The organism is Gammaproteobacteria bacterium (assembly GCA_016199745.1).
Classification (GTDB): domain Bacteria; phylum Pseudomonadota; class Gammaproteobacteria; order Acidiferrobacterales; family Sulfurifustaceae; genus JACQFZ01.
In genome coordinates, this window is sequence record JACQFZ010000021.1 from 1 (window position 1) to 25,389 (window position 25,389).

The following is a 25,389-nucleotide window of genomic DNA, read 5'->3' on the forward strand; positions in this document are numbered from 1 at the left end:
CTTGGCTTTGAAGGCGGCGGTGTGGTTTCTTCGGGGTCTTCTCATTGTTCGTGCTCCGGATGATGATGAAGCCTTGCGGCCTCGGTTATTGGAGCAGAAACTTCACTTATCGGGTTGTCTTAATTTGTGGGGCCACTTCTGTAGACCAGAGCCTACCTTTTGGATCGACGACGTCCACTTGCCTTTCTGAAGAGAGGAATACCTGTATGCCCAAGAAAATCGTTTGCACTTTGCTGTTGGCGGCATGCACGACCGTACATGCTTCCGCCTCCGAGAAATATCCAGTACCGACGCCCGTATGGGAAGTCAAAGTGGAACGGATTAATGATTTTCTTCTTCGATACGTGGTATTTGATACGTTCGCATATCCTTGCCTTCGACTTGAGACCATAGAACCGATAAGCGATAAGCTGGTCCATCGAATGGATGTATGCAAGTTTCAGATAGATAACATGACGATCGATGTCAGGAGAAAAGATCTTGCTGGATCTGGCTTCAAAGATTTCAGATTAGAAGAAAACGTATTTTACTTTACGGCCGAGATTTTCTTAGCAAAACCCGGTTCTTATTACCTAAATTGCAAAGTCGTAATATCCAACAACGGCAAGCTGTCTGGACCAGAATGTAAAGAGGGCGAGCCTCCGAAAGTCTAATGAGTAAGTGCTATTTGTATCCGACCCGAATGGTACTTATTCTTAAGCAAAAGCCGAAACGTGTCAGCCGCCACTCCCTCCCCCTCAGGGGTGTGAGGCGGCGCAAGTGTTCAGTGGACACTTGCGCCGCCGAACGGGCGCACATGATTATCGTGCGCACCGGGCGGGAACAGCCGGGCTGGGGGTGGGTTTTTTGCAGTAGCGACCACAACCCACCCCCATCCTGTCCTTCCCCCTGAAGGGGAAGGGACCTGCTAATAAGGCCGGGGTGGGTGAATTTAGTCATCATTCGGTTAAGTCAGTACCATTCGTATCCAACCCCTTACTTTTACATAACGACTATAAGAGGTTCTTTTCTTCCTCCGATAGGTAGAGTTTGCTCCAGAGTTCGAGTATCCCTGCATTCGTTTTTCTCCATGATCTCCCCATCTAGCGGCACCTTCGTTGGTAGACAGTAGGTAAGAAGCGTGGCTCTATATCGGCCACAGGATAACCATAACGTTTTAGGATCCATGTTCGAACTCACCCAGTCGAGTGCGGTATCGTCGATATCGCCGGCCGCAATTTCGCTCGAGTGACAACGGGAATGAAGATCGATCCCTCTTTATTTGGGTAGATGCTTTTATATATAGGTATGCACAGTGTTGCCGCAAGCCGGACCCGATTCACACTCAATCAACGCCGCACGGTTGCACTCACCCTGACGATGTCCACCACGCATGCCAGGGTATTGCCGCCGGTGGTTGAGCTTCGTCAATCGTTTGCGACGTCTAATCCCGTTTGTCTAGACGAAACTCGCATCATCGAGGCGTACGCTCGCCGTTTCTCAATACATAAAAAAGGGAGTTAGTACCATGAGAGCTAGACACTTCCGCGTTCTACTTACCGCATTGTCCATTTTGGCCACGTTTGTCTTCACGGCGGCCGACGCCCTGGCTCAGTATCCCGGGTTACGATCGGAACGGCCACGCACGTACACCACACAAAGTCGCATCAACGAATTGTTGGACCCGCAGACACAGGTGCCGATCGTTCCGCTCGGGCGGTCTCCGGCGCTTAACGGCGAGCTGTCGTTCGATTTGTATATGAGCGCAAAAAATCCGACGTTCGATCAAACAGACGCACGTATTGTCGTGGTTCGCGACGACAAGGTTCGCGACAACAACGGCAACTCCGACTATATGGTGGTGCGTCGTGCTGACAACTCCAACGGGTTGCAGGTAGCGCTGGTTCGCGGCAATGCCTACGGCGAAACCTACCTTGCCGCCGTTGGTTACACGCTCGAGTTAAATAGGTCGCATACGTTCCGTATACGCTGGAACATCCCCAATAAGACCCTTGCTGTTTCGGTCAATGGCGCGCCAGAGGACGTCAGAACGCTCACCGTATCGGACTTCTCGCTCACTAATAAACCCTTCGTCGTATGGGGCGGACGGAAGGGCGACGAAATTACCAAGTTGAAACTGAGCGATGTCACGCCAGGCCAAGCGCCGCGGGAAGTGCTCAACATGCTCACGCCCGACAAGCGTTTGATCGAGGTTTGGGCGCGCATCGAGGAGCAGACCCGCAGCGCCGCGTACAAGCTGGTGAATAACGAGCCGGTCGTCGATCTTGGCGAAAAGGGGCATCCCGATGCGATTCGCAAATTGGCGCTGCAATTGGGACTGGCCTACCGGCTTACCGGCAATCCGGTGTTTCGTACGGCCGCGCTTAAGTATGCCGACCAGGTGGCGGCGGTGAACGCGGCAGCCTACGGCGAATATTTGCAGGGCGGCAGGCTGGGGGCGATGGGCGTGCTTTACGATTGGTTCTATAACGAGCTTTCGAGCGACCAACGCAACAGGCTGCACTCGGCGATTAGCAACACGTTTATCAGCGACGGTGGCATCGGCGATGTGGTCTGCGGTACGAACAACCATCTCCACATGACCACCGGCGGCATCGTTTGCGGCACGACACCGGATATGACGGGCGCGACCACGCCGAGCGTCGCCAACTATTTTGTATCCGGCCACTTCGCCGGCGACGTATCACGTTCGCTGCCCGCGGTCATCGCCCTCGCGGATGAATTCCCCGGCGAGTTCGGTTCATTGCTGGACCTACTCCGGACCGAATCGTATTGGCTCTTGCAAGCAACCGATCGGACCGCAGCCGCTGGCGGGCATCATATGGGGTGGGTGTACGGCGCGGCGGTAATTGAAGCGCGGGTCGAGCTTCATGCGTTGCTGACTTCGGCGCTGGAACCGTCGGCCGATACACTGCCGCTGCTCCAAGTCAGATCATGGCAAAAGAATGCGCACTTGGGCCCGATCTATGGTTTGCGCGCCGACGGTACCTATCCGGCGTCGGGCGATGCTTATGGCAAGGATTATTTTCAGGACCTCGTTGCCTTGCCGGTGCTGAGTGGCTGGCGCTACGGAAACAACCCCTTCGCCAAACAGTTTTACGACCAACAAATCGCCGGTAAACGTTTTCGCGGATATCACCCGCTCGAGCTGATACTGTCGGTCCCTAACCTGTCCGTTCCTGTCGCTAACCTTCCGCTTAGCACGAAGTTCGAGCCCAGCGGTTACATGCTCGCCCGCGATACCTGGGACTACCAGAACGCGACCTTGCTCGAATTCAAATCGTCATTGTTCAAAAACGAGAACCACCACCATCTCGATGAGAACGCATTCACGCTGTTCTACAAGGCACCGCTGTTGGTCGATTCCGGTTCGTATGAGGTCTACGGCGACGATCATTGGAAGCACTACTACACCCGCTCGATCGCCCACAACACTCTGACGGTTTACGATCCGACCGAGACCTATTGCCGGGTGCCCGAAAATTGCTACGCCAACGACGGCGGACAGCAAATCTGGGAGTACAACAACGGTATCGCCTATCCGACGTTGAACGACATTACTACTCCCACGGGCCGCAACTACCTGATCGGCACTGCCGACGATGGCGCCAATAGCTTCGACCGACGCGCGGAGTTTACTTACATGCGCGGCAACGCCAGTCGTTCCTATAAATTCGACAAGCTCGATTCGAAAAACGGGTTCGTGCGCAGCATCGTGTTCCTCCAGCCCGCGTTCGCCAACACCGATCACCCAGTGACGCTGGTGTTTGATCGAGTGCGTTCGGCCACTCTCGACAAGGCGGGGTTTCGGAAATCGGTGTTGTTTCACATGGTGAACGAGCCGACGGACAATAGCGGTCAATCATCGGGCGCGGGTGTTTGGAATCTGTCCGGTAACTATTTCACCTTCAGCAACGGCGGCGCGTACGCGAAGGTTCAGACGTTGTTACCCGGAGACGCCACGCTCAAGAAGATCGGCGGCAAGGGCGCTACGGTCGATTACCGCTTTGCGCTGCCAGACGGCCGTGGCGGCTATACCGATAAGTTCTTGCTCAACGGTAAGTGGGTTTACACGTATCCAGATGAGGCAAACGATAGCAACAACAGCGCGCTCGTGCCGGAGTCGAAGGCGGCGTGGCGCGTGGAAGTTGCCGTGCCACAACGGCCGCGGCTCGACGAGCAATTCCTGCACGCCGTTACCGTCGGTGCCAACACCACGGAACTCGAGCGTGTACAAATGGCGCTGGTCTATGACGATTCTGCCAGCGTGACTGTGGCGCTCGGGTCGGGGCCGCTGGTGGTTTTCAACAAATCAATCACGCTGGCGAAGAAATTGATTCTCGGACCTCTGAGCTTGCAAAACCGCAAGATGGTCGTGACCGGGCTGTTGCCGAACGCACTTTATCAGCGGCGGCTGGAATTCCTGTTAAATGGGACGAGTCGCCTGATCCTGGAGAACGTCACAACTGCCACAACCAGCACAGTTCGCTCCTCCGCTGCGGGTGTCGTGTTCTTTTGATCTGAATAGGGATCGGGGTGGAATGGCACTTACTTAAGCCGCGGCACGCTCTAGCTCCCTCCCCCTCAGGGGGAGGGCTGGGGTGGGGGTGGGTTTTTTACTCGGTTATCGCTGCCATAAAACCCACCCCCCGACTCACACGGCTGTTGAGGTGTTGAGCAACACAACTAAACGGGTTGGAGTGGAATGGTACTTACTGAAGCCCGTCGACTACGCAACCTCCCCCCTTCAAGGGGGGTGGGAGAGGATGGGTTTTACAACTTCAGCTGAGATACACCGACTCAACCATCGGCAGCCGAAACCAAAACGTTGCGCCGCCGCCGGCGTCGTTGCGCATGCCAACTTCCCCGTCGTGCAGCAATACGATCTCGCGCACAAGCGCGAGCCCCATACCGGTGCTGTTTACACCAGTGGTTGATGAATTACTAATCTGCACGTTGTCGGTATAAAGCAGTTTCACTTCCTGCTCCGGTACGCCCGGGCCCTTGTCCGCCACCTCGCACAGTACCCAGTCTTGGTCGCGCTTTGTGCGTATGGCGGTGGCAGTGTTTGCTGGGCTGAACTTAATGGCGTTGCTGATCAAGTTCTCCAACACCTGCATGATGCGAGCGTCGTCAGCGTAAATATTCGGTAACTCGCGTTCGAACTCCATGCGCAGTTCGATACCTTTGATCTTCGCCAACACACTGCTATGCGCCACCGCCTGACGTACGATTGCGCCGAGGTCGGTCTCGAGTTTTTCGACGCGCAGGCGTCGGTCGCGCAGTGCGCGCAATTCCAGCACATCGGTAATCACTTCACGCATGTGCTCGGCGGATTCGATGATGCTGGCGAAGGTCTTATGGTCCTGCGCGGTCACGGTCGAGCCGGGTTGATGCTCGGTATACAGCTGTCGCGCCGCATCGAGCAACGACATCAGCGGTTTTTTGAGATCGTTGCCGGCGATATGCAAAAACCGATCATTCGCTTCCTTGAGGCGCTTTACGGCAACTTGGGTACGAACACGCGCGAACGCGACCGCGAGATCGAACGGTTTGGTGATGTAATCGTTGGCCCCTTCGCGCAGTGCGTCGACGACGTCGCTGGTCTGATCGAGGCCGGAGATCACGATGATGGGAGTGTCGAGCAGCGACCGCTGTTGACGCAGGCGCTTTAGCAGCTCGAGACCGCTGCCATCCGGCAGGCGGATATCGAGCAGAATGACGTCGAACTCCTCGGCTTCCAGCAACCGGTGGGCACGCTCGGTATTTTGCGCGATCACCGCGACATAACCTTCGCGTTCGAGCTTCATCCCAAATACGTCGCCGACCGCCGGCGCATCGTCGACAATCAGCACCCGCGGTGCCTGCCGTTTTTGTTCCATGGTCAGCCTCGAATTATTCGTTATTCGAGCATAGTTGAACTATTTCAGGGCAGCGGCGTACGTAGGACTTTTTACGGTCGCTTGGTCAACGAACGCGAAAAGTCACCGCGTCACGACTACCGTCTATCGCCATGATTTAAACGGGAAACTCGATCGTAGAAACGAGGGCGGTGGGGTGGCGCGGACTACCTTGTTTCCTGCCCTACCTGAACTGACGGTGCATCTGAACCCAAAAAATGATTTGGAGACATCACGAAGCGACTTGCGATTCTGTCGGCGCTTCTATTGCACGTCTACGGAACGATTAATTACAGACTCAAAGAATAAGTTACTAGAAGTCGTTTCAATAATACGCTGGATCGATATTACCTCCTCCCTAACCCTCGCCCGCGAAAGCGGGGGAGGGAATACTGCGTAAATTTTTTCCCCTTGCTGCTTCCTAGTAGATTCGAAATTCGCCTCGCGTCGTATTTTTATTCGCAATAATAAAAATACGCTTATTCACCGCTCATCAAGAAGTGAAAACCGTCAATCCATTTTCACTGTCTATTCGGACAGTAACTTTTTTATATTCCGATCAGAGAACAATAACTAATACCTTTCTCCTGAGCAGCGTGCGAAGGGATGTTTAGTTAATACGTTCCGACGCACACACGGATCTTTGGGTCCCTCGTATGGAGAAGTATTAGCAATGATAAAAAATCTATTTCAGCACCGCGCTTTATTTTTACTCGCTGTTCTCTCAATCGTCCTGTCATTCGCTCTCAGCAACGAAGCTCGAGCGCAGGGCACGCTTTACACGTTATGGGTGAACGTTATCGGCCCCGGCAAAGTAACGTCGGCGCCCACAGGGATTAATTGCGGGAGAGATTGCAATGAGACTTACCCGGCGGGAACGGTGTTCACGCTGACTGCCAAGCCGGCGCGCGGTTATATGTTCAGTGGTTGGAGCGGCAGTGGCATTTCTTGTCCCGGCACCGGAACGTGTCAGGTATCGATGACATCCGCGCGCACCGTTAGCGCGACGTTCACCAAGAAAGTACCAGTTCCCGGACCAACTCCCACTCCCACGCCAACTCCAACTCCGTCCCCGATCTATACGTTGTCGGTAAATGTTTCAGGCTCCGGCACCGTGACGTCTTCGCCTACTGGGATCAATTGCGGTACCGACTGCGATGACACTTATCCCGCAGGCACCGTATTCACATTGACCGCAAAGCCGGCAACCGGTTACACCTTCCAAGGCTGGAGCGGCGCTGGTATCTCGTGCCCGGGAACCGGGACTTGCCAAGTGTTGATGACATCGGCGCGCACAGTGACGGCAACGTTCGTGCAGGGCACGCCGCCGCCTCCGCCGACCGCTAACTACACACTTAATGTGAATCGCGCCGGCTCCGGCACAGTGACGTCAGCGCCCGCCGGTATTAACTGCGGCAGCGACTGCAGCGAGAACTATGCCGCTGGCACATCAGTGACGCTGACCGCCGCCGCGGCAACGGGTTATACCTTCAGCGGTTGGAGCGGCAGTGGGATTTCATGCCCGGCAACAACAACGTGCACAGTAGCGATGAGCGCGGCGCGCACAGTAACGGCGACCTTCGCGCAGAACAGTGCGTCTACCTACAATTTGAACGTCACCCGTACCGGCTCCGGCACAGTCACGTCGACTCCGGCCGGCATCAATTGCGGTAGCGATTGCAGCGAGAGTTACACCGCCGATACATCGGTAACGCTGACGGCTGTCGCGGCGAGTGGCTATACCTTCAGCGGTTGGAGCGGCAGCGGCATCGCTTGTACAGGTACCGGCAACTGCGTGGTGTCGATGGCAGCAGCGCGTAGTGTGGCCGCGACTTTCGCCGCCACTACGTCCAGCAGTGGTGATTTTTGTAGCGGCCTCGTGACCGACAAAGCGCCGCACCCGATGACGACCGTTACCCAGCCGAGCAAAGGCTCCGCTTACCTCGATCCGCAGTTCGGCACGACCGTGCGACGCATTACCGCTGTCGGCAGCGGCGGCGTATTGAAGCCGCTGTACTCGACGACGCAAGCATGGAATGCCGACGAGTCATATCTGATCCTGTATCACACCAGCAACGTCAGTGGCCGGCATGAGCTGTATCAAGGTAAAGCGCCGTACGGCTTCATCAAGATACTCGACATCGCACCGGCGGACATCGAACAGGTGTATTGGCATACGTCGGATCCGGATGTGTTCTTTTATCCGTCCGGTACCAACTTGATTCGTTATCACGTTTCGAGCGGCGCGAAAGATGTCGTGCATACGTTTTCTTGTGGAGAGAATATCTCGGCCGACTCGCACGGCACGATGTCGTGGGACTCGAATGTGATCGGGCTCAAGTGCAACAGCAGTAATCAAGCACATCTCTACCGTATCGATACTAATACGCTGAGTACTGCAACGTTGCCGACCGATTCGAATGCGCCCTTGGCCTCGGCCAGCGGTAATCTCGCCTATTGGAACGGCAAGGTGTACGACAACAAGCTGGTGTTGAAGCTCGACCTCAACCTTGCGTATAACGCCGAGCATGCCTCGCTCGGTCGCTTGGCGAACGGACACGACACGTATAACGCCGTCGCTTTTGACGGAACCTACGTCGGCTCGTTGGTCACGCACGACATGACCGATGGCAGTGGTCGCGTCGTCATCGGTCCCGACACCGGCTATCCGTATCCCATGAGCGGCACGCATGTGTCGACCGTTGGCTTCAAGCTCGCTACGCCGGGTTGGGTCGCGGTCTCTGCCACCGGCACCGCCAGCGGTTCAGGCGTGCTCGACAATGAGATTTTGCTCGCCAACACTAATCCTGGCGGCAGCATTTGCCGCATCGCGCACTCGCGCACTTTCGGTAAGGAAGGGCAGATGGATTATTGGGCCGAGGCGCATGCATCGATCAGCCCGAGCGGGACGCGCGTTATTTTTGGAAGTGACTGGGGCAATTCCGGCGCCGTGGATACTTATATCGTGGAGTTACCGTCGTATAAATAACCGCGGCACCGGTTCCGTGCGTTGTTAATTTTGCAGTAAGTTGCACAAGAACGGCGTCTTGCTTAACGGCAAGGCGCCGTTCGCATTTATGCGTTGTGCTTCTGGTACGACAAAAAAATAAATCGTTTCCGTTTACCTTCTCTAATTATTTATTGGCCCTTCACCCCGATCCTGGTATCGCTATTACCGACCTCTGTTCGGACGCCTGGGTCTGGACTTCGCGCAAGTGGTGCGGTGATGGTGAATGGCGGATTCAGAACGATCCGCCGAATGATTGCGCAGGAATCTATGAGACAAAATGGCTGGCGCCGTGGGATAACACTCCGCCAGACCAGGATTGGGATACGTTCCGGGTTGATCCGGGTTGGGAATATGGCTTTGCCTCGACCTGGGATGGTACCGATATCGTCGATCGTCGTTGGCAGGGTGAAGGTGAATGGGTTCGTGTGCACGATTACGAAACCATGATTGTGTATTGGCAATGTAGCGAGTCAGGTGCCTGCTACTAAAAAATTAATTTCGACGAACGCCAGCACGAATTGAAGCAATGCCAACCGTATCGGAGCAATTTATATGGCAATCCTCGTTTCGCGAACTTCTCTGTTGCGCTCATTTGCGTTGCCGGCGTTCGGTTTTCTCGGCGGTTGGGGCGGCGCGCGTCTGCTTTATCCGCCGGTTCCGAAATTAGCGGCAAGTACCGGCAATGTGCAGCCCGCAGCGCATGTGGCCATGCCGGAAACGACAGCCGTCTTGCCGCGGGCGGCCAGTCACGGCGAATCCGTTTCGGCGGACGCATTGCCTGAGAAGCCTATGAGCTGGGTGGCGACGGTGGAAAGGATTTGCGCGGATGGTGTTACAGCGGATGCCGCTGACAGATCAAGAGTATGCGTTTGTCAGCCAGGACAATGGCAGCACCGGTCGAGCAGGAAGTGCGCCGATCAAAAAACAATGAGCGAGGTGCGCGCCTGTCCTTATACCTTATTAGTAATTGGCCGAAGAGCGCTTGGGTGGGGACGCCGAAGATTGTGTTCATAGCGAGAGCTTAACGAAGCGTTCCCCTCCCCCCTTGCGGGGGAGGGGAACCCTACGTTTTGCGACTCGCTCGGATTCTTCACCTCGTGCAAATACATCGGATGAATCTTACGGCCCTCCTGGCGAATCGAATCCTTGCCGAATAGCGGATCGTCGGTCGGTAACTCCTTCATCTTGGCGACGACCTTATATATTGCTCAAACTTAATAAGCTTGCCCATTTCGAGCGTGATCAGCCGGGCATGATCGGTTGCGTGCGCGCGCAGCTCGACCGCGGCATTGCGCAGGATCTGGGCACGCTCGGCGAACGAGGTCGCCTGCCATGCCGCCGCCGCGGCGGTTTCGGCGATCGCGCGTTCGATAGCGGCCGGATCGAGTGTCGGGAACTGTTGAATTCGTTCTCCTGTCGCAGGATTGATCGATTCCATGGGGTTCTCTTTAGGGGCTCGCGAGGGGATCGGCTATTATATTTTCATGATGCCTCGAATCGTCATTACTTCTTTTTTCTTGTTGTTTGCCGGTACGGTATTTGCTGCCGAGCCAGCCGCGGTCGATGTAGAAAAACAACGACAAGTCTTTCTGGCGGCGCTCGATGCGTTGCGTGCGGGCAACGATGCGCGCTATCAAGCATTGGATCGTCAGCTCGACGGTTATGTGTTGCATGGCTATGTGCAATACGAATACCTGAAGGAGCATCTGCCACAAACACGCGCGCCGGTGATCCGCAAATTCCTCGACGAAAATGCCCATACCCCGCTCGCCGAGTGGCTGCGCGAACGCTGGCTGCGGGTGTTGGCCGAGCGCGGCGACTGGAAAACATTTATTAAGGAATACGCCGATGTCCCCGGCGACACCGAACTATTGTGCTGGCAGCTGACGCAACGCTTGAAAAGCGGTGAGCAGACGGCAACCGTCATGGGTCGCATCGAACGTTTATGGACCACGGGTAAACGTTTGTCGCCGGCCTGCGAGCCGATATTCGCCGCTTGGAAGAAAGCCGGTTACATGACGAGCGACAAAGTGTGGGAACGCGCTCGACTAGCGATGGCGGCCGGTAACGTCAGCGTTGCCGCCGAGCTCGCTTCGTATCTGCCGCCGAAAGAGCGGGTATGGCTCGATCGTTGGCAATCGATGCACCGCGATCCGGTACGCGGGCTGGAAAATATCGACTATTTTGTCGAGACACCGGTGGCGCGCATGGTGGTGACGCATGGTGTCGTTCGGCTCGCCTATCGCGACGAAGACGAAGCGATGCGGCAATGGCAGCGGTTGAAGGCCAAGTATCAATTCTTCGGCGAGGACGACGATTACGTGCTGCGCTACATCGCTTTGCTGGCAGCGCAGCGTCATTCGCCGTCGGCGTTGCAGTGGTTATCGGCGGTGTCGGTGCGCCCGGACGATGCGGCGCTGCAGCAGTGGCGCGTGTACTCGGCGCTGCGCGCCGGCGAATGGGATACGGTGCGCCGTTTCATCGCCGCGTTGCCGGAAGAAGTGCAGCACGAATCGCGTTGGCGCTATTGGACCGCGCGCGCCACCGAGCAGAAGGGCGACAAGCAACAATCCAGTGAGATGTATCTGGCGTTAGCGGGCGAGCGCGATTACTACGGCTTCCTCGCCGCCGACCGGGCGGAAGCGCCCTACGCCATGCAGCACGTTGCCGCCAATCCGACGCCGGAAGAAGTTACGCCGCTACTATCGCGCGCCTCGATTAAAGCCGCCAAGGAGCTATACACCTTAGGCCAGATTGTCGATGCCCGCCGGCAGTGGAATTTCGCCATTCGCGATTTCAATAAGCGCCAACTCGAAGTCGCCGCCGTCATTGCCCGCGAGTGGGGTTGGCACGATCGGGCGATTCAAGCCGCCGTCTTGAGTGGCCAAACCAACGATCTCGATCTGCGTTTTCCGCTGCTGTATCGCAGCATCATCGAGGCCAATGCCAACGAGTACGGCGTCGATGCCGGCTGGATTTACGGCGTCGTTCGTCAAGAAAGCGCGTTCGTAGTCGACGCGCGTTCGCCCGCCGGCGCGCTCGGGCTGATGCAGCTGATGCCGGCGACCGGCCGGGCGACGTTACAACGGTTGAAGCTCGGCGGTTCGGTGCCGGACGCATTGCTCAATGTCGAGCAGAATTTGCGTCTCGGCATCGGTTATCTGAAGCAAGTGCTCGAGCGCTATCAAGGCCATCAGTTGTTAGCAACGGCCGCCTATAATGCCGGTCCGAATCGTGTTGACAGCTGGATGCCGACCGCCTCGGTCGACGCCGATATTTGGGTCGAGACCATTCCGTACAACGAAACCCGCGGCTATGTGAAGAACGTATTGGCTTATGCTGTCGTCTACGATCATCGCCTCGGCCGCCACCCGACGCGACTCACCACACGCATGCCGACGATTGCAGCGGGACGCGCCGGTTCTTCTTAGAGACAGTAACAAAATGAAAATACGGTGCCACGTTTCCCTCATCCCCACCCTTCTCCCGGAGGGAGAAGGGCTTAAAACCCCTCTCCCCCGGGAGAGGGGTTGGGGTGAGGGAAGTGGTTGGCTCGATGCTTGTTTCATTTTGTTACCGTCTTTTAGGAGCAGACACCAAATGGATTCGCGCCATCACTCTCTTTCATTGACTCTTTGGCGACGCGCGTCAGGGTGGCGCGTTCATTTCTGTGATCGCCTTTCCGCAGATAACAAAATGAAAACCCCGGGTATCATTCTTTGGTGACTCCGCTCAACATTTGCCTCCTCGGCGGTAGCGGATTCGTCGGCCACGCGCTGGCGCAGCGGCTGGCGCCGGCAGGTCATCGGTTGCGCGTGCTCACGCGCAACAGCGCGGCCCACCGCGATTTGCTGGTATTGCCCAGTTTGGTACTGGTCGATGGCGACGTGCATAACCCGGTGTTTCTGCGTCGCCAGTTCGATGGTATGGACGTCGTCGTCAATCTCGTCGGCATTCTCAATGAGCGCGGCCATTCCGGCGCCGGCTTCGTGCGCGCGCATGTCGACTTGCCGGCGACCGTGGCCGAGGCGTGTCGCGAAGCCGGGGTCGCGCGCTTATTGCATATGAGCGCGCTCGGTGCCGCGGTCGACGCGCCGAGCCATTACCTGCGCACTAAAGCGCGCGGTGAGGACGCCGCGCATGCGGCGGCGCCCGATGTGCGCGTCACCAGTTTTCGGCCGGCAGTCATCTTCGGTCCGCACGACAGCTTCACCAATCGTTTCGCCGGTTTGCTCAAGTTGGCGCCGGGCGTGTTTCCGCTCGCTTGCGCCGATGCGCGCTTGCAACCGGTGTACGTCGACGACGTCGCGCGCGCTTTCGAAATCGCCATCGACGCATACGGCACCTACGGCCAGCGCTACGACTTGTGTGGCCCCAAGATTTACCGGCTGCGCGAGTTGGTGGAATACATTGCCGAGGTGCGTGGTCGGCGTGTGTGCGTTGTTGGCATAGGCGATCGATTGTCGCGCTGGCAGGCGGCGTTGCTCGACTATGCGCCGGGCAAACCGTTCTCGCTCGATAACTATAGATCGCTCACGGTCGATGGAATTTGCGCGGGAGGAAGCGTACTGCGCTCGGTGTTCGACATCGAGCCGAAGACGTTTGAAAGCGTCGTGCCGAGCTATTTAAAAAATTTAGGATAGTTAGCTTCAACCACCCACGCGCCTTTTTGAAACCGCGGGGGTCGCCTATATCGATTTACTGTCCGCTCGCCGGCAACAACTCCGACTTTTCTACGGTGGTAATCGGTACATACGCATCCAGCGCTGCCGTGCGTTCGGTCTTCGGCAAGTGACCGAGCACTTTCACCGCTTCGTAAAACGCGTTGAGGTCGCCTTGCTGCCGCGCCAGGATTGCCTGGAACGCGGGAATGTGGCGGTGGTACATGCCGATCGACACCAGGTGCGCGTTGTTCAAATCATCGGCGAACCAGCCGTCGTAACCGTTATAGCCGTTCCAGCTTGCCTTCAGTTGTTCATACTCGGTGCGCAGATCGGCGAACACCTGCGCCTTGCCGGCGCGCTTTTTAGCTACGCTGAGATCGGATTCGTACACCGCTTCCAACCGATCGCGGTGTTTTAGCACCAGCGTGGCGAATTCCTGGCGGCGCTTCAAACGGGTTTCGTATTTTTCATATTCGCCGCCGCTGGCATTGGTTTGCAACCAGCGACGCATGCCTTCGAGCTCGACGGTCATGGCGAACGATTCGCTGAAGGCGGTATCGCCGGCGACGAAGTATTTTTGATGGGCGAGCTCGTGAAAGATCAGGCCGGCGATATCGATCAGCGGCCGATTGATGGTGGTGTTCAGCAGCGGGTCGCGGAACCAGCCAAGCGTCGAGTAGGCGGTAATGCCACCGACATGCACATCGAAACCTTCAGCGCGCAATTTTGCCGCAAACGCTTCGGCCTCGTGCTCGGAGAAATAGCCGCGATACGCGTTGCAACCGGCGACCAGGAAGCACCACTCTTTGGGCTTCATCGACAGTTCGGGTGTGGCAAATACGTTCCAAATCACGTATGGCCGTTTGAGATCGGCGTAGGCGCGATAGCTGTCGTTATCCGGCAGTCCGAGCTCACGGCTGGCGAATTCGCGGATGCGCAACACCTCCGAAAGTTTGCGCTTGAGCGCCGGATCGACGTTCGGATCGAGTAACAGATCGTCGATCCGCCGTGTTTGCAGGTACATATCGAAGTGGCCGTTCACGGCTTGAGCGTAGTAGCCAAAATTGGCGCAGCCGAGTATCGATAGCGCGATCAGAGCGATGGGCAGCAAGCGGAGTTTGGACATGAATGACCTTTGAGTAGGTGCTATGCCACAATTCGTTACTACTGAGTTTAGACGGCGAGGCGCAGATGGCGAGGTGCGCGCAGTTTCCCATAGACATTGACAAATCGGCGGTTGCGTCCGAACAACGCGGACAATTTTCCGACGAATGTCGCGCATGGTGTTGGTGCGCCGACGAAGGGTGAGGCAGGCAATGGAAATTTATTTAGTGGGCGGCGCCGTGCGTGATCGGTTGCTCGGTTTGCCGGTGGTCGACCGCGATTATGTGGTCGTCGGCAGCACGCCCGAAGAGATGGTCGCGCGCGGTTTTAAGCCGGTCGGCGCCGATTTTCCGGTGTTTCTGCATCCGACGACCAAAGAGGAATACGCGCTGGCGCGCACCGAGCGTAAGCAGGGGCGCGGTTATAAAGGCTTCACGGTTTATTCCGCGCCAGACGTGCGGCTGGAAGACGATCTGCAGCGGCGCGATCTCACGGTCAATGCGATGGCCGAAGACAGTAGCGGTCGATTGATCGATCCGTTCGGCGGTGCCGCCGATCTCGAGGCCGGCATTCTGCGGCACGTGTCGCCGGCGTTCGTCGAAGATCCGTTGCGCGTTTTGCGCGTCGCGCGTTTTGCCGCACGCTTCGCCGATCGCGGTTTCCGCGTGGCTGATGAAACGCTGGCGCTCATGCGCCGCATCAGCGAATCCGGCGAACTCGATCATCTCGTGCCCGAGCGCGTGTGGCAGGAATTGGAGCGCGCGTTGGCTGAATCGAGACCGGCACAATTTTTTACCGTGCTGCGCGACGGTGGCGCACTCGCGCGTTTGTTTCCGGAGATCGAGGCGTTGTACGGCGTGCCGCAACCGCCACAGCATCATCCGGAGATCGATACCGGTGTGCACGTTATGTTGGTCATCGATCAGGCGGCTGCGCTCACGGACGACACCCGCATTCGCTTCGCCGCGTTGCTGCATGATCTCGGCAAAGCGACCACGCCGGCCGACATTCTGCCGCGCCATCACGGCCATGAAGAACGCGGTACCCATCTGATCGTCGATTTCTGCCAGCGTTTTCGCGTGCCGAACGACTATCGCGACTTGGCGGTGCTGGTCGCGCGCCACCATGGCAAGTGCCATCGGTTTGCCGAGCTGCGCCCGGGAACCGTGCTCGAACTGCTGGAAGCGCTCGATGCATTCCGCCGGCCGGAGCGGGTCGACCAGTTTGCCACCGCCTGCGAGGCCGACGCCCGCGGCCGTACCGGCTTGGAAAACCGGCCGTATCCGCAGCGGGCACTATTGGCGCAGGCGTTTGCCGCGGCGCAGGCGGTGGATACCGCCGCGGTCGCGGCCGAGGCGCTAAGCCTGGGTTTGGCCGGTCCGGCCATCGGCGAGCGCATCCGCGAACGTCGGATCGGTGCCATTAAAGCGGCAATATCGCCGCGCCCGGAGTAGAATCACGCGCTGCCGCACGCCTTTGGCCTTTGGAGCCGGTAACAAACGATCGCCGGCACGTAAACTCCTCTCCTGAAAGCAGAGGGGAACTGAAGCTGGAAATCACTTTCTTACTCGTTCTGAGTTGCGCTACCCAATCACACCCATGAAGACATCCCGAAAAACGCGTACGCGCGCGACTCCCCGCGTCGGTTTCGTCAGCCTCGGCTGCCCGAAGGCATTGGTCGATTCCGAGCGGATCCTGACGCAGTTGCGCGCCGAGGGTTATGAAATCTCGCCGTCGTATGAAGGCGCCGACCTTGTGGTCGTCAACACTTGCGGATTCATCGACGCCGCGGTTGACGAATCGTTAGGCGCGATCGGCGAAGCGCTCGAACAAAACGGCCGCGTCATCGTTACCGGTTGTCTCGGTGCTAAAGGCGATGTGGTGCAGCGCACGCATCCAAAAGTGCTGGCGGTCACCGGGCCGCACGCGACCGACGAAGTCATGGCGCATGTGCACAAGCACTTGCCGAAGCCGCACGATCCCTACACCGACCTCATTCCAGCGCAAGGCATCAAGCTCACGCCCAAGCACTTCGCTTATCTTAAAATCTCCGAAGGTTGCAATCACCGCTGCACGTTCTGCATCATCCCATCGATGCGCGGCGATCTCGTCAGCCGGCCGGTCGGCGAGGTTATGCAAGAAGCGGAGCATCTGGTTAAGGCCGGTGTCAAAGAGCTGTTGGTGATTTCGCAAGACACCAGCGCGTACGGTGTCGATCTCAAATACCGCACCGGTTTCTGGCAAGGTCGGCCGCTGAAGACACGCATGATCGAGCTCACGCAGGCGCTCGCTAGTTTCGGCGTGTGGGTGCGGTTGCATTACGTCTATCCGTATCCGCACGTCGATGAAGTCGTGCCGTTGATGGCCGACGGCAAACTGTTGCCATATCTCGATGTGCCGTTCCAGCATGCGAGCCCGCGCATCTTGAAACTGATGAAGCGCCCGGCCGCGACCGAAGATACGCTCGAACGGCTCCAGCGCTGGCGTTCGATCTGCCCGGAAATTACTGTGCGCTCGACGTTTATCGTCGGGTTTCCGGGCGAGACCGATGCCGATTTCACGCAGTTGCTCGATTTTCTCGCAGAGGCGCAGCTCGATCGCGTCGGTTGCTTCGCCTATTCGCCGGTCGACGGTGCGACCGCCAATGCCTTGGCCGACCCAGTGCCGGAAGCGCTAAAGCAAGAACGCTTGGCGCGCTTCATGGAAGTACAGGCGCGCATTTCGGCGGAGAAGTTGCAGCGCAAAATTGGTAAGACGCTGACGGTGTTGGTCGACGAGATTGCGCCCGAAGGCACAGCCATTGCCCGTTCCAGCGCCGACGCACCGGAGATCGATGGGCGTGTTTACGTCGAGAATGCTGGCAACTTGAGCGTCGGTGCGTTTGCCACGGTGCGGGTGACGCGTGCCGACGAGCACGATCTTTTTGCGGTAGCCGTATGAAAATAGGTAACGACAGGATCAAAACGTTAAATAACCAGGAGAACTTTATGAAATCGTTAGTGATAGGCACCGTGCTGTTAACCGTCAGTGTCGGTGCATTTGCCGCCGATCCGGTGAAGTTGCCGGACGACAAAGCAAAGAGCAGTTATTCGTTCGGCTATCAGATGGGCGAGAACATGAAGGCCGGCGCCAAAGAAATCGACCCGTCGGCGTTCGCCCGCGGTATCGAAGACGCTATGAGCGGCAACAAGTCGGCGTTGACGCCGGAAGAACGCGAGGCAGCAATGACGAAATATCGTGAGCAGGCGATGGCGAAGCAAAAGGTCGCCGCCGAGGAAAACAAGAAACGCGGTGATGCGTACCTCGCCGATAACAAAAAGAAGAAGGGCGTGAAGACGCTCGACAGCGGCTTGCAATACAAAGTCGTGAAGGAAGGCAGCGGTAAGTCGCCGAAACCGACCGACACCGTGTCGGTGCATTATCGCGGCACGCTGATCAACGGCACCGAATTCGATAGCTCCTACAAGCGCAACGAGCCGGCGACGTTCCCGGTTAACGGGGTGATCAAGGGCTGGCAGGAAGTGCTGCCGCTGATGAAGGAAGGCGCCAAGTGGGAAGTCGCAATTCCGGCGAGCTTGGCCTATGGCGAGCGCGGCGCCGGCGGCAATATCGGCCCGGACGAAACGCTGTTGTTCGAGATCGAGTTGTTGAAGGTGCAGTAGTGAAGGTTCAGTAGTAAAGAGTTCTACGAAGGCTAATTCGGGCGTCTCCCTCCCCCCCTTGCGGGGGTGAGGCGGGAACAGAACAAGGGAGAGGGGAGGTAATGTTACCCCTCTCCCCCGACCCCTCCCCCGCAAGGGGGGAGGGGAGCCCGCTATGAATTCGCTGGGGATGTTTACAAGCGCCCGCGCCGATCCTGTAATGCGAACGCACGCAGCGGACGCTCCAGCCCACGCCCCAATGCAATCACCTTGAACAGCTCGCCCATTTCATGCGGCAGCGTCAGCTTCTTAATCTGATCCGTCAGCGCTAAATGCGCGCGCACGTCGGTGTCCGGCGCTGTTATCAATTCGCCAATACCGCTGGCAATGAGAAACGCCGCTTGTGATGTGTAACCGAGCACACCGAGGCCGCTGTCATGCGCCGCCTCGGCAATGCCAGTGAAGTCGACATGCGCGGTGATGTCTTGTAGGCCAACCAAGATCAGTGGGTCGGCATGCGCGTGGTGCCGGTAGTGACACATGAGTGTGCCGGCGTTGCGTTGCGCATGATAATACTCAGCGCGTGGAAAGCCGTAGTCGATCAACAGCAGGACACCAGCGGTGAGCACATCGGCGATGCTACGAACCCAGGCTTCGGCGGCCAAGGAAATTTCCGATTCATAATCCGATGCCAGCGCGAGCGGTGCGACACGTTCGCGAATCGCCTCGCTGGCGATGCCGTCGGTCCAGACGAATTGACCGCCTTGCCGGGCGACGCGTAATTGTCGAATTTGATCCGCGTCAACGCGAAAGCGCTCCACCGGCATTGCATCGAGTAGCTCATTGCCGATAACCAATCCGCGAAATCCCGCCGTCGGCAAACTATCGAGCCAGCGCACGCGCTCGAATAGCTGTGGCACCTGCGCGCGCAAGGTTTGCGCCTGCAACGCGCGCAAGTCGGCGCTGATGTCTAGAATATAATAAGTGTCGGGCAGCGCATTTCGCGCGGCGAGTTCCGCTAACAAACTGGCGGCGAGCTTGCCGCTACCGGCGCCGACTTCAAGAATGTCGCCACCGCCGAGCGCTTGTAGTACGTCGATTGCCGTGTGCGCTAGGCAGCGCGCGAACAGCGGGTACGACTCCGGTGCGGTGATAAAATCGCCGGCGGCACCGAGTTTCGATTTACCGCCGGCGTAGTAGCCGAGCCCCGGCGTGTAGAGCGCCAGCTCCATGAAGCGGGCAAATGAGATCGATCCGCTCAGGGCGATCTCTTGCTCGATGACGGCAGTCAGTCGCGCGCTGATTTCCTGCTCTTCGCGGCTGGGGGACGACAGTTCGATAGGACCGCGTGACCGGTGTGACATTTCTGTTGGCGTTTAGGGATCGGACGAGTATTGTGGAATGACGGCGTGCGCGGTGCGGCAGGCCGCGGCAAGTATAACCGAATGGCGTGTGAGCGACGCATGGCACAGGCTGCATTGCAAGATAAGGTTGCGCTCATTACCGGTGGTGCCCATCGCATCGGTGCCGCCGTCGCTCGACTGCTGCATGCGCAAGGTATGCGGCTCGTGATTCATTACCACTCGTCCGAGGCCGAAGCCCACGCGTTGCAAGCCGAGCTGCACCGACAACGTCCGGAATCAGTGATGTTGGTGCGCGGCGATTTGAGTAACAGCGAGAAGTTGCTGAAGAATTTGGTGTACGAGACGGTCGAAGCGTTCGGCCGCTTAGATGCGCTGATCAATAATGCTTCGCGCTTCTATCCGACGCCGTTCGGCGCAGCGACCGAAGACCAGTGGGACAACATCGTTGCCACCAACCTCAAGGCGCCGTTTTTTTTGGCGCAAGCGGCGTTGCCGCATTTGAAAAGATACGCCGGCTCGATCATCAACATCACCGACATCTACGGCGAGCGGCCGTTGCCGGATCATCCGATTTACAGCATCGCTAAGGCCGGGCTCATCACGTTGACCAAGGCGCTCGCGCGCGATGCCGCGCCCGAGGTGCGGGCCAACGCCATTTCCCCGGGCGCTATTCTCTGGCCGCAGGGCGGCGCCGACGAAATGTCCAAGCAGCGCATGATCTCGCGCACACCGCTCAAGCGTCTGGGCGATCCCGACGATATCGCCCGTACCGTTTTATTTTTAATCCGCGATGCCGGTTACATTACCGGCCAAGTTATTGCCGTCGACGGCGGTCGTTCGGTTGTCGGATGAAGTGGTCACCATTAATCGTCGGCGCTGCGATAGCGATCGTTTCCGTCGCTGATGCCGGCGTTTACAAATGGAAAGACCCCGCCGGCCGTACCCATTTTTCCGATAACCCACCGGTCGAGGCCAACGCCGAGTCGGTAAAAATTCGCACGTTCAGCGGAGCCGCCGAGGTTGCAGGCGTCGACCCGGGCGATGTCGGTGCCGGCCAAGTGGTGATGTTATCGACGACGTGGTGCGGTGTGTGCAAGCGTGCGCGTGCGTGGCTGAGTCAGAAAGGGATTCCCTTCACCGAGCACGATGTCGAGAAGAGCGAAGTTGGCATGGCCGAGTATCGGCGTCTCAACGGGACCGGTGTGCCGATCATCCTCGTCGGTAAACAGCGCATGAATGGTTTCAGCGCCGACGCGCTCGAACAAATGTTGAAAGCAAAATAATACCGGGCGGGTATGCACCCGCCCGGTCAGCGGTTCCGCCCTACTTGCGACAATTCTGCGTTCGGAATTTGTTCGGCAATGTGCCGCCGGTGCAGCGCCAGTAAAGCTGATTGTTCTCCGCATACGGTTCGAGCTCGATGGTGTTGCCGGCGATCTGCCGACCCATCGTCGATTCGAAGCTGATAACGATGATGCCGTGGTCGCCGAGCGTGGCGGTCGCGACATTCGGCACTGTTACCGGCGCGATGTCGGGTGCGTCGGCGGCGCTGGCCGGTATCGCGCCGGATTTTAAAATGCGCTCCTGCAGTTGCGCTCGCATCGGCTCGACCTGCGCCATGACACCGGCAATTTTGGCGCGATAGGTGTAGTCCTGGTACGCCGGGATGGCGATGGCCGCTAGGATCCCGAGAATCGCGATGAAGACGAACATCACCACGACACCGATGACGGCGATCATCACCCCGGAAGATGCCGTTTGGTATTTCTCGTTTAGCGCTTCCTCGCTGGTGCAGGCGTACACGATGAATTCGACAAGCGCGATCAAACCTGGAATGAAGGTCCAGCAAAATAGAACATAGAAGACGCCCTGAACCGGCTTGCGCAGATAAAATTTGTGTAAACCCCAGCCGCCGAAAAAGAAAGTGATCAACAGTAACGCGACCTTGCTAACCGCACCGCCGGCACCCTTCTGCCGCACGCCGCACTTTGGGCAGATCTCCGCTTTCTTGCTAATGAGCGCGTTGCATTCTTGGCACTGCTTCTGGTTCGAGTCCAGCTTGGCAGTCGGTGCGGCATAGACGTTCGGATTCGTGCTCACTAGGGCGCCTCCTCAGGTTGTTATACGGCTGGCCATATTCACCCCGGCTGCGAATTGCAGCCGATAAAGGTTAGGGTAGGCGCCGCCGTTCGCTTACGGAAGGGCGCCGTCTATTTGTCGCCGGCCGTGTCGAACGCCACTTGGCGCAGGCCGTTTTTAGGGTCGTAACGTTGCCACAGATCGGCAAACCGTTCGCCCGTTTCCGGATGGCGCAGTGCCGGTGCCAACTCGGCGAGGGGGCCGAGGATGTAGGAATATTGGGTAATTTCACGGCGCGGAATGTCGAGCCGGTGTTCGTGACGAATCAGGTCGCCGTATAGCAGCAGGTCGATATCGAGCGTGCGCGGGGCATAGCGTTCGTCGCCGCGATGGCGACCGTGCGCCGCCTCGATCGTGCTCAGTGCATCGCGCAGTTGTTCAACCGACAGGCCGCTGTCGAAGGCGGCCACTAAGTTATAAAAGTTGTCGCCGGTAAAACCTTCCGCCGGCGTTTCGTAGACAGGCGACAACGCGACGTCGCCGAATTGCGCACGCAATGCGCGGATTGCGCCGCGTATATTTTTTTCTCGGTCGACATTGGAACCGATGCTAACGTACACGCGCGGCATTAGGGTTGGCGGCCGCGCTCGATTACGATGCCGACGTCGGTGGCTTGGCGCAGCGCGCCTTTTTTATTGAGCCGTAGGCGCACCCATGGCACGTGAAATTCGTTGAGCAAGATTTCGGCGATACGTTCGGCTAATGTCTCAATCAGTTGGAACTCGCTGGCGCTGACGTACTGATGCAATCGCTGAGTGATCGCCTTGTAGTCGAGCGTATCTTCCAGCCGGTCGGTGCGCGCGGCGCGGGCGACGTCGGCGGCGAGGTCGAGATCGAGCGTGATGGTTTGACGGATACGGCGTTCCCAATCGAACACGCCGATAACGCAATCGACTTTGAAGTCGCGGACATAGATGAGATCCATAGTGGCCGCACTATAGCCAAAAATTCGCCCCGCTGTCTTGACGGCGAGCCCGTCGCCGCTTCCAATACGCGCCCGTGGAATATCTATATCCCGTTATTGCCTATCTTATCGGCTCGATGCCGATGGCCATCATCGTCACACGTGCGCTGGGCCTGGCCGATCCGCGTACGGTGGGTTCCGGTAATCCTGGCGCAACTAACGTACTGCGCTATGGCGGCAAGAAGGCGGCAATACTGACGTTGTTGGGCGATCTCGGTAAGGGCGCGTTGGCGGTGTTGCTGGCGCGCTGGCTGACGACCGATACGATGGTGTTAGCGCTTTGCGGCCTCGGCGCTTTTCTCGGTCATCTTTATCCGATCTTTTTCGGCTTTCGCGGCGGTAAGGGTGTTGCCACCGGGCTTGGCGTTTGGCTGGCGCTGTGGTGGCCGGTCGGCGTGATGCTGTTGCTGACCTGGTTCGTGGTGGCCTATTTGTTTCGTTATTCGTCGTTAGCGGCGCTGGTCGCTGCCGTACTGTTACCGCTATATGTCGCCTGGTTTGTGCCGGTGGCAGGGTTCATGGTGCTGAGCGTGGCGATGACGGTGCTGTTGCTGTGGCGCCATCGTTCCAATATTACGAAGCTAATGGACGGCACCGAGGGCAAGATCGGTCGACCGAAGGATAAGACAGCGAATTAAATCGGCGCCAGCTCGTTGATGCGCCAGCGCGGTTTTGCCCGGAATTCGAGTCCGTCATGTTGGCCGGCGGCAAGACGGGCGCAACCGGCATAAGCAATCATGGCGCCGTTGTCGGTACAGAATTCAAACCGCGGGAAATAACAGCGAATCCCAAGGCGTCCGCTAAGCTCGTCGAGACGTGTCCGCAATACCTGATTGGCGCTGACGCCGCCCGCAACTACCAGTCGCGTATGCCGCGTTTGCCCGAGGGCGCGCTCGACCTTGATCGCCAGCGTATCGATGGCCGCTTGCTGAAAACTGGCGGCGATATCGGCGATACATTGGGCATCGAGCGGTTGCGCCGCGGCCGCTTGCACACAGGCGGTCTTTAGGCCGCTGAAGCTGAAATCGAGACCGGGACGGTCAGTCATCGGTCGCGGCAGTCGGAATCGCCCCGGATTTCCGGTCTTGGCCGCCTGCTCGATCGCCGGCCCACCGGGATAATCGAGGCGGAGAAGCTTGGCGGTCTTGTCGAAAGCCTCGCCGACAGCATCGTCGATCGATTCACCGAGGAGGGTGTAATCGCCGATCCCGCGCACATCGGCCAGCAGCGTATGACCGCCGGAAACCAGTAGCGCCAGGAACGGGAACGATGGTGGGTTCGATTCCAGCAGCGGCGACAGTAAATGCCCTTCCATATGATGGACCCCGAGCGCCGGGACCCCCCAGGCGAAAGCCAGCGATCGCCCGACAGCGGCTCCCACCAAAAGTGCGCCGGCCAAGCCGGGTCCAGCGGTGTAAGCAACCGCGTCGATATCGTTTTGCCCCGATCCGGCCTGTTCCAGGACCTGCCGGATTAGCGGTAAAGCCTTGCGAATATGGTCGCGCGAGGCCAGCTCCGGGACGACGCCGCCGTAATCGAGGTGTAACGTGGTTTGCGAATAACGCAGGTGCGCCAGTAGGCCACGGCGGCTGTCATAAACAGCGACTCCGGTGTCGTCGCAGGATGTCTCGATACCTAATACACGCATGCCGTGCATCTTAATCTGTTAGGTGCCAATGGCACTGAACTTAACTGAACTATGTCACTAAATTTACTCGCCCCGAACTTACTTAGCAGGTCCCTTGCCTCTGGGGGGAAGGGAGCGGCACACGTCCGTTGGCGGGTACTCGAATACTCGACTCCCCCCAATGTACAAACTCAATCGGACGGCTTAGAATCGCGCCCCTTCCGGCCAATTCAGGGCTTTGCTTTTTGGTGCCCCGCGTTTCCCGGCAGTGTTTCCCGACTAAAACCCATTTTTCGAGGTGATTGAACTCGATGCCTTCCGTCCGCGTTAAAGAGAACGAGCCGTTCGAGCTCGCGCTGCGTCGCTTCCGCCGCTCCTGTGAAAAGGCAGGCGTGTTTACCGAAATGCGCCGTCGCGAACATTACGAAAAGCCGACCGAAATCCGTAAGCGCAAAGCCGCTGCCGCTCGCAAGCGCGAGCAGAAGAAGGTGATGCGTATGAACGCTCCTGTCCGTCCCCGCGTTCTCGCTTGAGCTTAAAAGACCGCATTCAAGACGATCTGAAGCAGGCCATGCGCGACAAAAATCAGTCGCGCGTTGATACGTTGCGGTTGCTGACGGCGGCCATTAAGCAGCGTGAGGTCGACGAGCGCATCACCCTCGACGATACGCAAGTGCTGGCAGCCGTCGACAAGCTGGTCAGGAAGTCGCGCGAGTCGATCGAGCAGTACGAAAAGGGCAGTCGCGCCGACCTGGTGGCAAAAGAGCAGGCCGATATCGCCATCTGGCAGGTTTACCTGCCGCAGGCATTGAGCCCTGCCGAGATCGAACAGTTGGTTCAGGAGGCGATTGCCGCGACCGGCGCCGCCTCCGTGAAGGACATGGGCAAAGTGATGGGCGTGCTGAAGCCCAAGCTCCAGGGCCGAGCCGACGTTGGCCAAGTCAGCGCCAACGTTCGTACCCGCCTCGGCGGATAA

The 25,389-nt window shown here is 58.0% G+C and carries 22 protein-coding genes; 14 read left to right on the forward strand and 8 right to left on the reverse strand.

The genetic code is table 11. The features are described from left to right. The first annotated feature begins 206 nt into the window (after positions 1-206). Both HY308_04710 and HY308_04715 read left to right on the forward strand, forming a co-directional pair. Positions 207-653, forward strand: coding sequence for a hypothetical protein (locus HY308_04710; protein ID MBI3897583.1), 447 nt, complete (start codon positions 207-209; stop codon positions 651-653). Positions 654-1,507: 854 nt separating this feature from the next. After that, positions 1,508-4,519 carry a heparinase II/III family protein gene (locus HY308_04715; protein ID MBI3897584.1) on the forward strand — a complete coding sequence of 1,004 codons (3,012 nt, stop codon included), beginning with the start codon at positions 1,508-1,510 and terminating at the stop codon, positions 4,517-4,519. A gap of 262 nt (positions 4,520-4,781) precedes the next feature. Here the strand turns inward: HY308_04715 and HY308_04720 are convergent, their stop codons facing one another. Further along, a complete protein-coding gene (locus HY308_04720) occupies positions 4,782-5,882 on the reverse strand; it encodes a hybrid sensor histidine kinase/response regulator (protein MBI3897585.1) in 1,101 nt (366 codons plus the stop codon). Between the two features lie 898 nt (positions 5,883-6,780). On the opposite strand from HY308_04720, the gene HY308_04725 reads away from it, so the two are divergent. Continuing rightward, positions 6,781-8,889 (forward strand): InlB B-repeat-containing protein, encoded by a 2,109-nt coding sequence (locus HY308_04725; protein ID MBI3897586.1) that lies wholly within the window; start codon positions 6,781-6,783, stop codon positions 8,887-8,889. 95 nt (positions 8,890-8,984) lie between these two features. Next, the gene (locus HY308_04730; protein MBI3897587.1) at positions 8,985-9,398 is read left to right on the forward strand and encodes a hypothetical protein; all 414 of its coding nucleotides are present in this window, start codon (positions 8,985-8,987) and stop codon (positions 9,396-9,398) included. Between the two features lie 692 nt (positions 9,399-10,090). On the opposite strand, the gene HY308_04735 is transcribed toward HY308_04730, so the two are convergent. After that, positions 10,091-10,348, reverse strand: coding sequence for an aldehyde dehydrogenase family protein (locus HY308_04735; GenBank protein MBI3897588.1), 258 nt, complete (start codon positions 10,346-10,348; stop codon positions 10,091-10,093). A 46-nt stretch (positions 10,349-10,394) separates the two neighbouring features. Between HY308_04735 and HY308_04740 the strand changes: the two genes are divergently transcribed. Both HY308_04740 and HY308_04745 read left to right on the forward strand, forming a co-directional pair. Then, positions 10,395-12,341 carry a transglycosylase SLT domain-containing protein gene (locus HY308_04740; GenBank protein ID MBI3897589.1) on the forward strand — a complete coding sequence of 649 codons (1,947 nt, stop codon included), beginning with the start codon at positions 10,395-10,397 and terminating at the stop codon, positions 12,339-12,341. 291 nt (positions 12,342-12,632) lie between these two features. Beyond that, entirely contained in the window at positions 12,633-13,553 is a 921-nt protein-coding gene (locus HY308_04745; protein MBI3897590.1) for a complex I NDUFA9 subunit family protein, read from the forward strand. 55 nt (positions 13,554-13,608) lie between these two features. Here HY308_04745 and HY308_04750 read toward each other — a convergent pair whose 3' ends face one another. Beyond that, positions 13,609-14,700, reverse strand: coding sequence for an aminopeptidase (locus HY308_04750; GenBank protein MBI3897591.1), 1,092 nt, complete (start codon positions 14,698-14,700; stop codon positions 13,609-13,611). Positions 14,701-14,890: 190 nt separating this feature from the next. On the opposite strand from HY308_04750, the gene HY308_04755 reads away from it, so the two are divergent. From HY308_04755 to HY308_04765, 3 genes are all read left to right on the forward strand, one after another. Further along, positions 14,891-16,132 (forward strand): multifunctional CCA addition/repair protein, encoded by a 1,242-nt coding sequence (locus HY308_04755; GenBank protein ID MBI3897592.1) that lies wholly within the window; start codon positions 14,891-14,893, stop codon positions 16,130-16,132. Between the two features lie 145 nt (positions 16,133-16,277). Continuing rightward, positions 16,278-17,618, forward strand: coding sequence for a 30S ribosomal protein S12 methylthiotransferase RimO (gene rimO, locus HY308_04760; GenBank protein ID MBI3897593.1), 1,341 nt, complete (start codon positions 16,278-16,280; stop codon positions 17,616-17,618). Positions 17,619-17,665: 47 nt separating this feature from the next. Then, positions 17,666-18,340, forward strand: coding sequence for an FKBP-type peptidyl-prolyl cis-trans isomerase (locus HY308_04765; protein ID MBI3897594.1), 675 nt, complete (start codon positions 17,666-17,668; stop codon positions 18,338-18,340). Positions 18,341-18,513: 173 nt separating this feature from the next. Here the strand turns inward: HY308_04765 and HY308_04770 are convergent, their stop codons facing one another. Continuing rightward, a complete protein-coding gene (locus HY308_04770; GenBank protein MBI3897595.1) occupies positions 18,514-19,683 on the reverse strand; it encodes an SAM-dependent methyltransferase in 1,170 nt (389 codons plus the stop codon). 99 nt (positions 19,684-19,782) lie between these two features. On the opposite strand from HY308_04770, the gene HY308_04775 reads away from it, so the two are divergent. Then, positions 19,783-20,535: a pteridine reductase gene (locus HY308_04775; protein ID MBI3897596.1), complete on the forward strand. Its 753-nt coding sequence runs from the start codon at positions 19,783-19,785 to the stop codon at positions 20,533-20,535. Beyond that, the gene (locus HY308_04780) at positions 20,532-20,966 is read left to right on the forward strand and encodes a glutaredoxin family protein (protein ID MBI3897597.1); all 435 of its coding nucleotides are present in this window, start codon (positions 20,532-20,534) and stop codon (positions 20,964-20,966) included. Before HY308_04775 ends, HY308_04780 begins: the two co-directional genes overlap by 4 nt. Before the next feature lie 40 nt (positions 20,967-21,006). On the opposite strand, the gene HY308_04785 is transcribed toward HY308_04780, so the two are convergent. From HY308_04785 to folB, 3 genes are all read right to left on the reverse strand, one after another. Next, positions 21,007-21,783: a pilin gene (locus HY308_04785; GenBank protein ID MBI3897598.1), complete on the reverse strand. Its 777-nt coding sequence runs from the start codon at positions 21,781-21,783 to the stop codon at positions 21,007-21,009. A gap of 110 nt (positions 21,784-21,893) precedes the next feature. Then, positions 21,894-22,391, reverse strand: coding sequence for a 2-amino-4-hydroxy-6-hydroxymethyldihydropteridine diphosphokinase (gene folK, locus HY308_04790; GenBank protein MBI3897599.1), 498 nt, complete (start codon positions 22,389-22,391; stop codon positions 21,894-21,896). After that, a complete protein-coding gene (folB, locus tag HY308_04795) occupies positions 22,391-22,747 on the reverse strand; it encodes a dihydroneopterin aldolase (protein ID MBI3897600.1) in 357 nt (118 codons plus the stop codon). The genes folK and folB overlap by 1 nt, the downstream gene beginning before the upstream one ends. Before the next feature lie 116 nt (positions 22,748-22,863). On the opposite strand from folB, the gene plsY reads away from it, so the two are divergent. After that, positions 22,864-23,424 carry a glycerol-3-phosphate 1-O-acyltransferase PlsY gene (gene plsY / locus HY308_04800; protein ID MBI3897601.1) on the forward strand — a complete coding sequence of 187 codons (561 nt, stop codon included), beginning with the start codon at positions 22,864-22,866 and terminating at the stop codon, positions 23,422-23,424. Here plsY and tsaD read toward each other — a convergent pair. Beyond that, positions 23,421-24,434, reverse strand: coding sequence for a tRNA (adenosine(37)-N6)-threonylcarbamoyltransferase complex transferase subunit TsaD (gene tsaD / locus HY308_04805; GenBank protein MBI3897602.1), 1,014 nt, complete (start codon positions 24,432-24,434; stop codon positions 23,421-23,423). The genes plsY and tsaD overlap by 4 nt on opposite strands. A 290-nt stretch (positions 24,435-24,724) precedes the next feature. Here tsaD and rpsU point away from each other — a divergent pair, with 290 nt between their 5' ends. Continuing rightward, positions 24,725-24,946 (forward strand): 30S ribosomal protein S21, encoded by a 222-nt coding sequence (gene rpsU, locus HY308_04810; GenBank protein MBI3897603.1) that lies wholly within the window; start codon positions 24,725-24,727, stop codon positions 24,944-24,946. Beyond that, entirely contained in the window at positions 24,943-25,389 is a 447-nt protein-coding gene (locus HY308_04815; protein MBI3897604.1) for a GatB/YqeY domain-containing protein, read from the forward strand. The genes rpsU and HY308_04815 overlap by 4 nt, the downstream gene beginning before the upstream one ends.

Bases quoted from the DNA above. Each gene is read 5' to 3' on its own strand.
- HY308_04710 (MBI3897583.1), top strand. From the start codon at position 207: ATGCCCAAGAAAATCGTTTGCACTTTGCTGTTGGCGGCATGCACGACC.
- HY308_04715 (MBI3897584.1), top strand. From the start codon at position 1,508: ATGAGAGCTAGACACTTCCGCGTTCTACTTACCGCATTGTCCATTTTG.
- HY308_04720 (MBI3897585.1), bottom strand. From the start codon at position 5,882: ATGGAACAAAAACGGCAGGCACCGCGGGTGCTGATTGTCGACGATGCG.
- HY308_04735 (MBI3897588.1), bottom strand. From the start codon at position 10,348: ATGGAATCGATCAATCCTGCGACAGGAGAACGAATTCAACAGTTCCCG.
- HY308_04740 (MBI3897589.1), top strand. From the start codon at position 10,395: ATGATGCCTCGAATCGTCATTACTTCTTTTTTCTTGTTGTTTGCCGGT.
- HY308_04750 (MBI3897591.1), bottom strand. From the start codon at position 14,700: ATGTCCAAACTCCGCTTGCTGCCCATCGCTCTGATCGCGCTATCGATA.
- HY308_04755 (MBI3897592.1), top strand. From the start codon at position 14,891: ATGGAAATTTATTTAGTGGGCGGCGCCGTGCGTGATCGGTTGCTCGGT.
- rimO (MBI3897593.1), top strand. From the start codon at position 16,278: ATGAAGACATCCCGAAAAACGCGTACGCGCGCGACTCCCCGCGTCGGT.
- HY308_04765 (MBI3897594.1), top strand. From the start codon at position 17,666: ATGAAATCGTTAGTGATAGGCACCGTGCTGTTAACCGTCAGTGTCGGT.
- HY308_04770 (MBI3897595.1), bottom strand. From the start codon at position 19,683: ATGTCACACCGGTCACGCGGTCCTATCGAACTGTCGTCCCCCAGCCGC.
- HY308_04775 (MBI3897596.1), top strand. From the start codon at position 19,783: ATGGCACAGGCTGCATTGCAAGATAAGGTTGCGCTCATTACCGGTGGT.
- HY308_04780 (MBI3897597.1), top strand. From the start codon at position 20,532: ATGAAGTGGTCACCATTAATCGTCGGCGCTGCGATAGCGATCGTTTCC.
- folK (MBI3897599.1), bottom strand. From the start codon at position 22,391: ATGCCGCGCGTGTACGTTAGCATCGGTTCCAATGTCGACCGAGAAAAA.
- folB (MBI3897600.1), bottom strand. From the start codon at position 22,747: ATGGATCTCATCTATGTCCGCGACTTCAAAGTCGATTGCGTTATCGGC.
- plsY (MBI3897601.1), top strand. From the start codon at position 22,864: ATGCCGATGGCCATCATCGTCACACGTGCGCTGGGCCTGGCCGATCCG.
- tsaD (MBI3897602.1), bottom strand. From the start codon at position 24,434: ATGCGTGTATTAGGTATCGAGACATCCTGCGACGACACCGGAGTCGCT.
- rpsU (MBI3897603.1), top strand. From the start codon at position 24,725: ATGCCTTCCGTCCGCGTTAAAGAGAACGAGCCGTTCGAGCTCGCGCTG.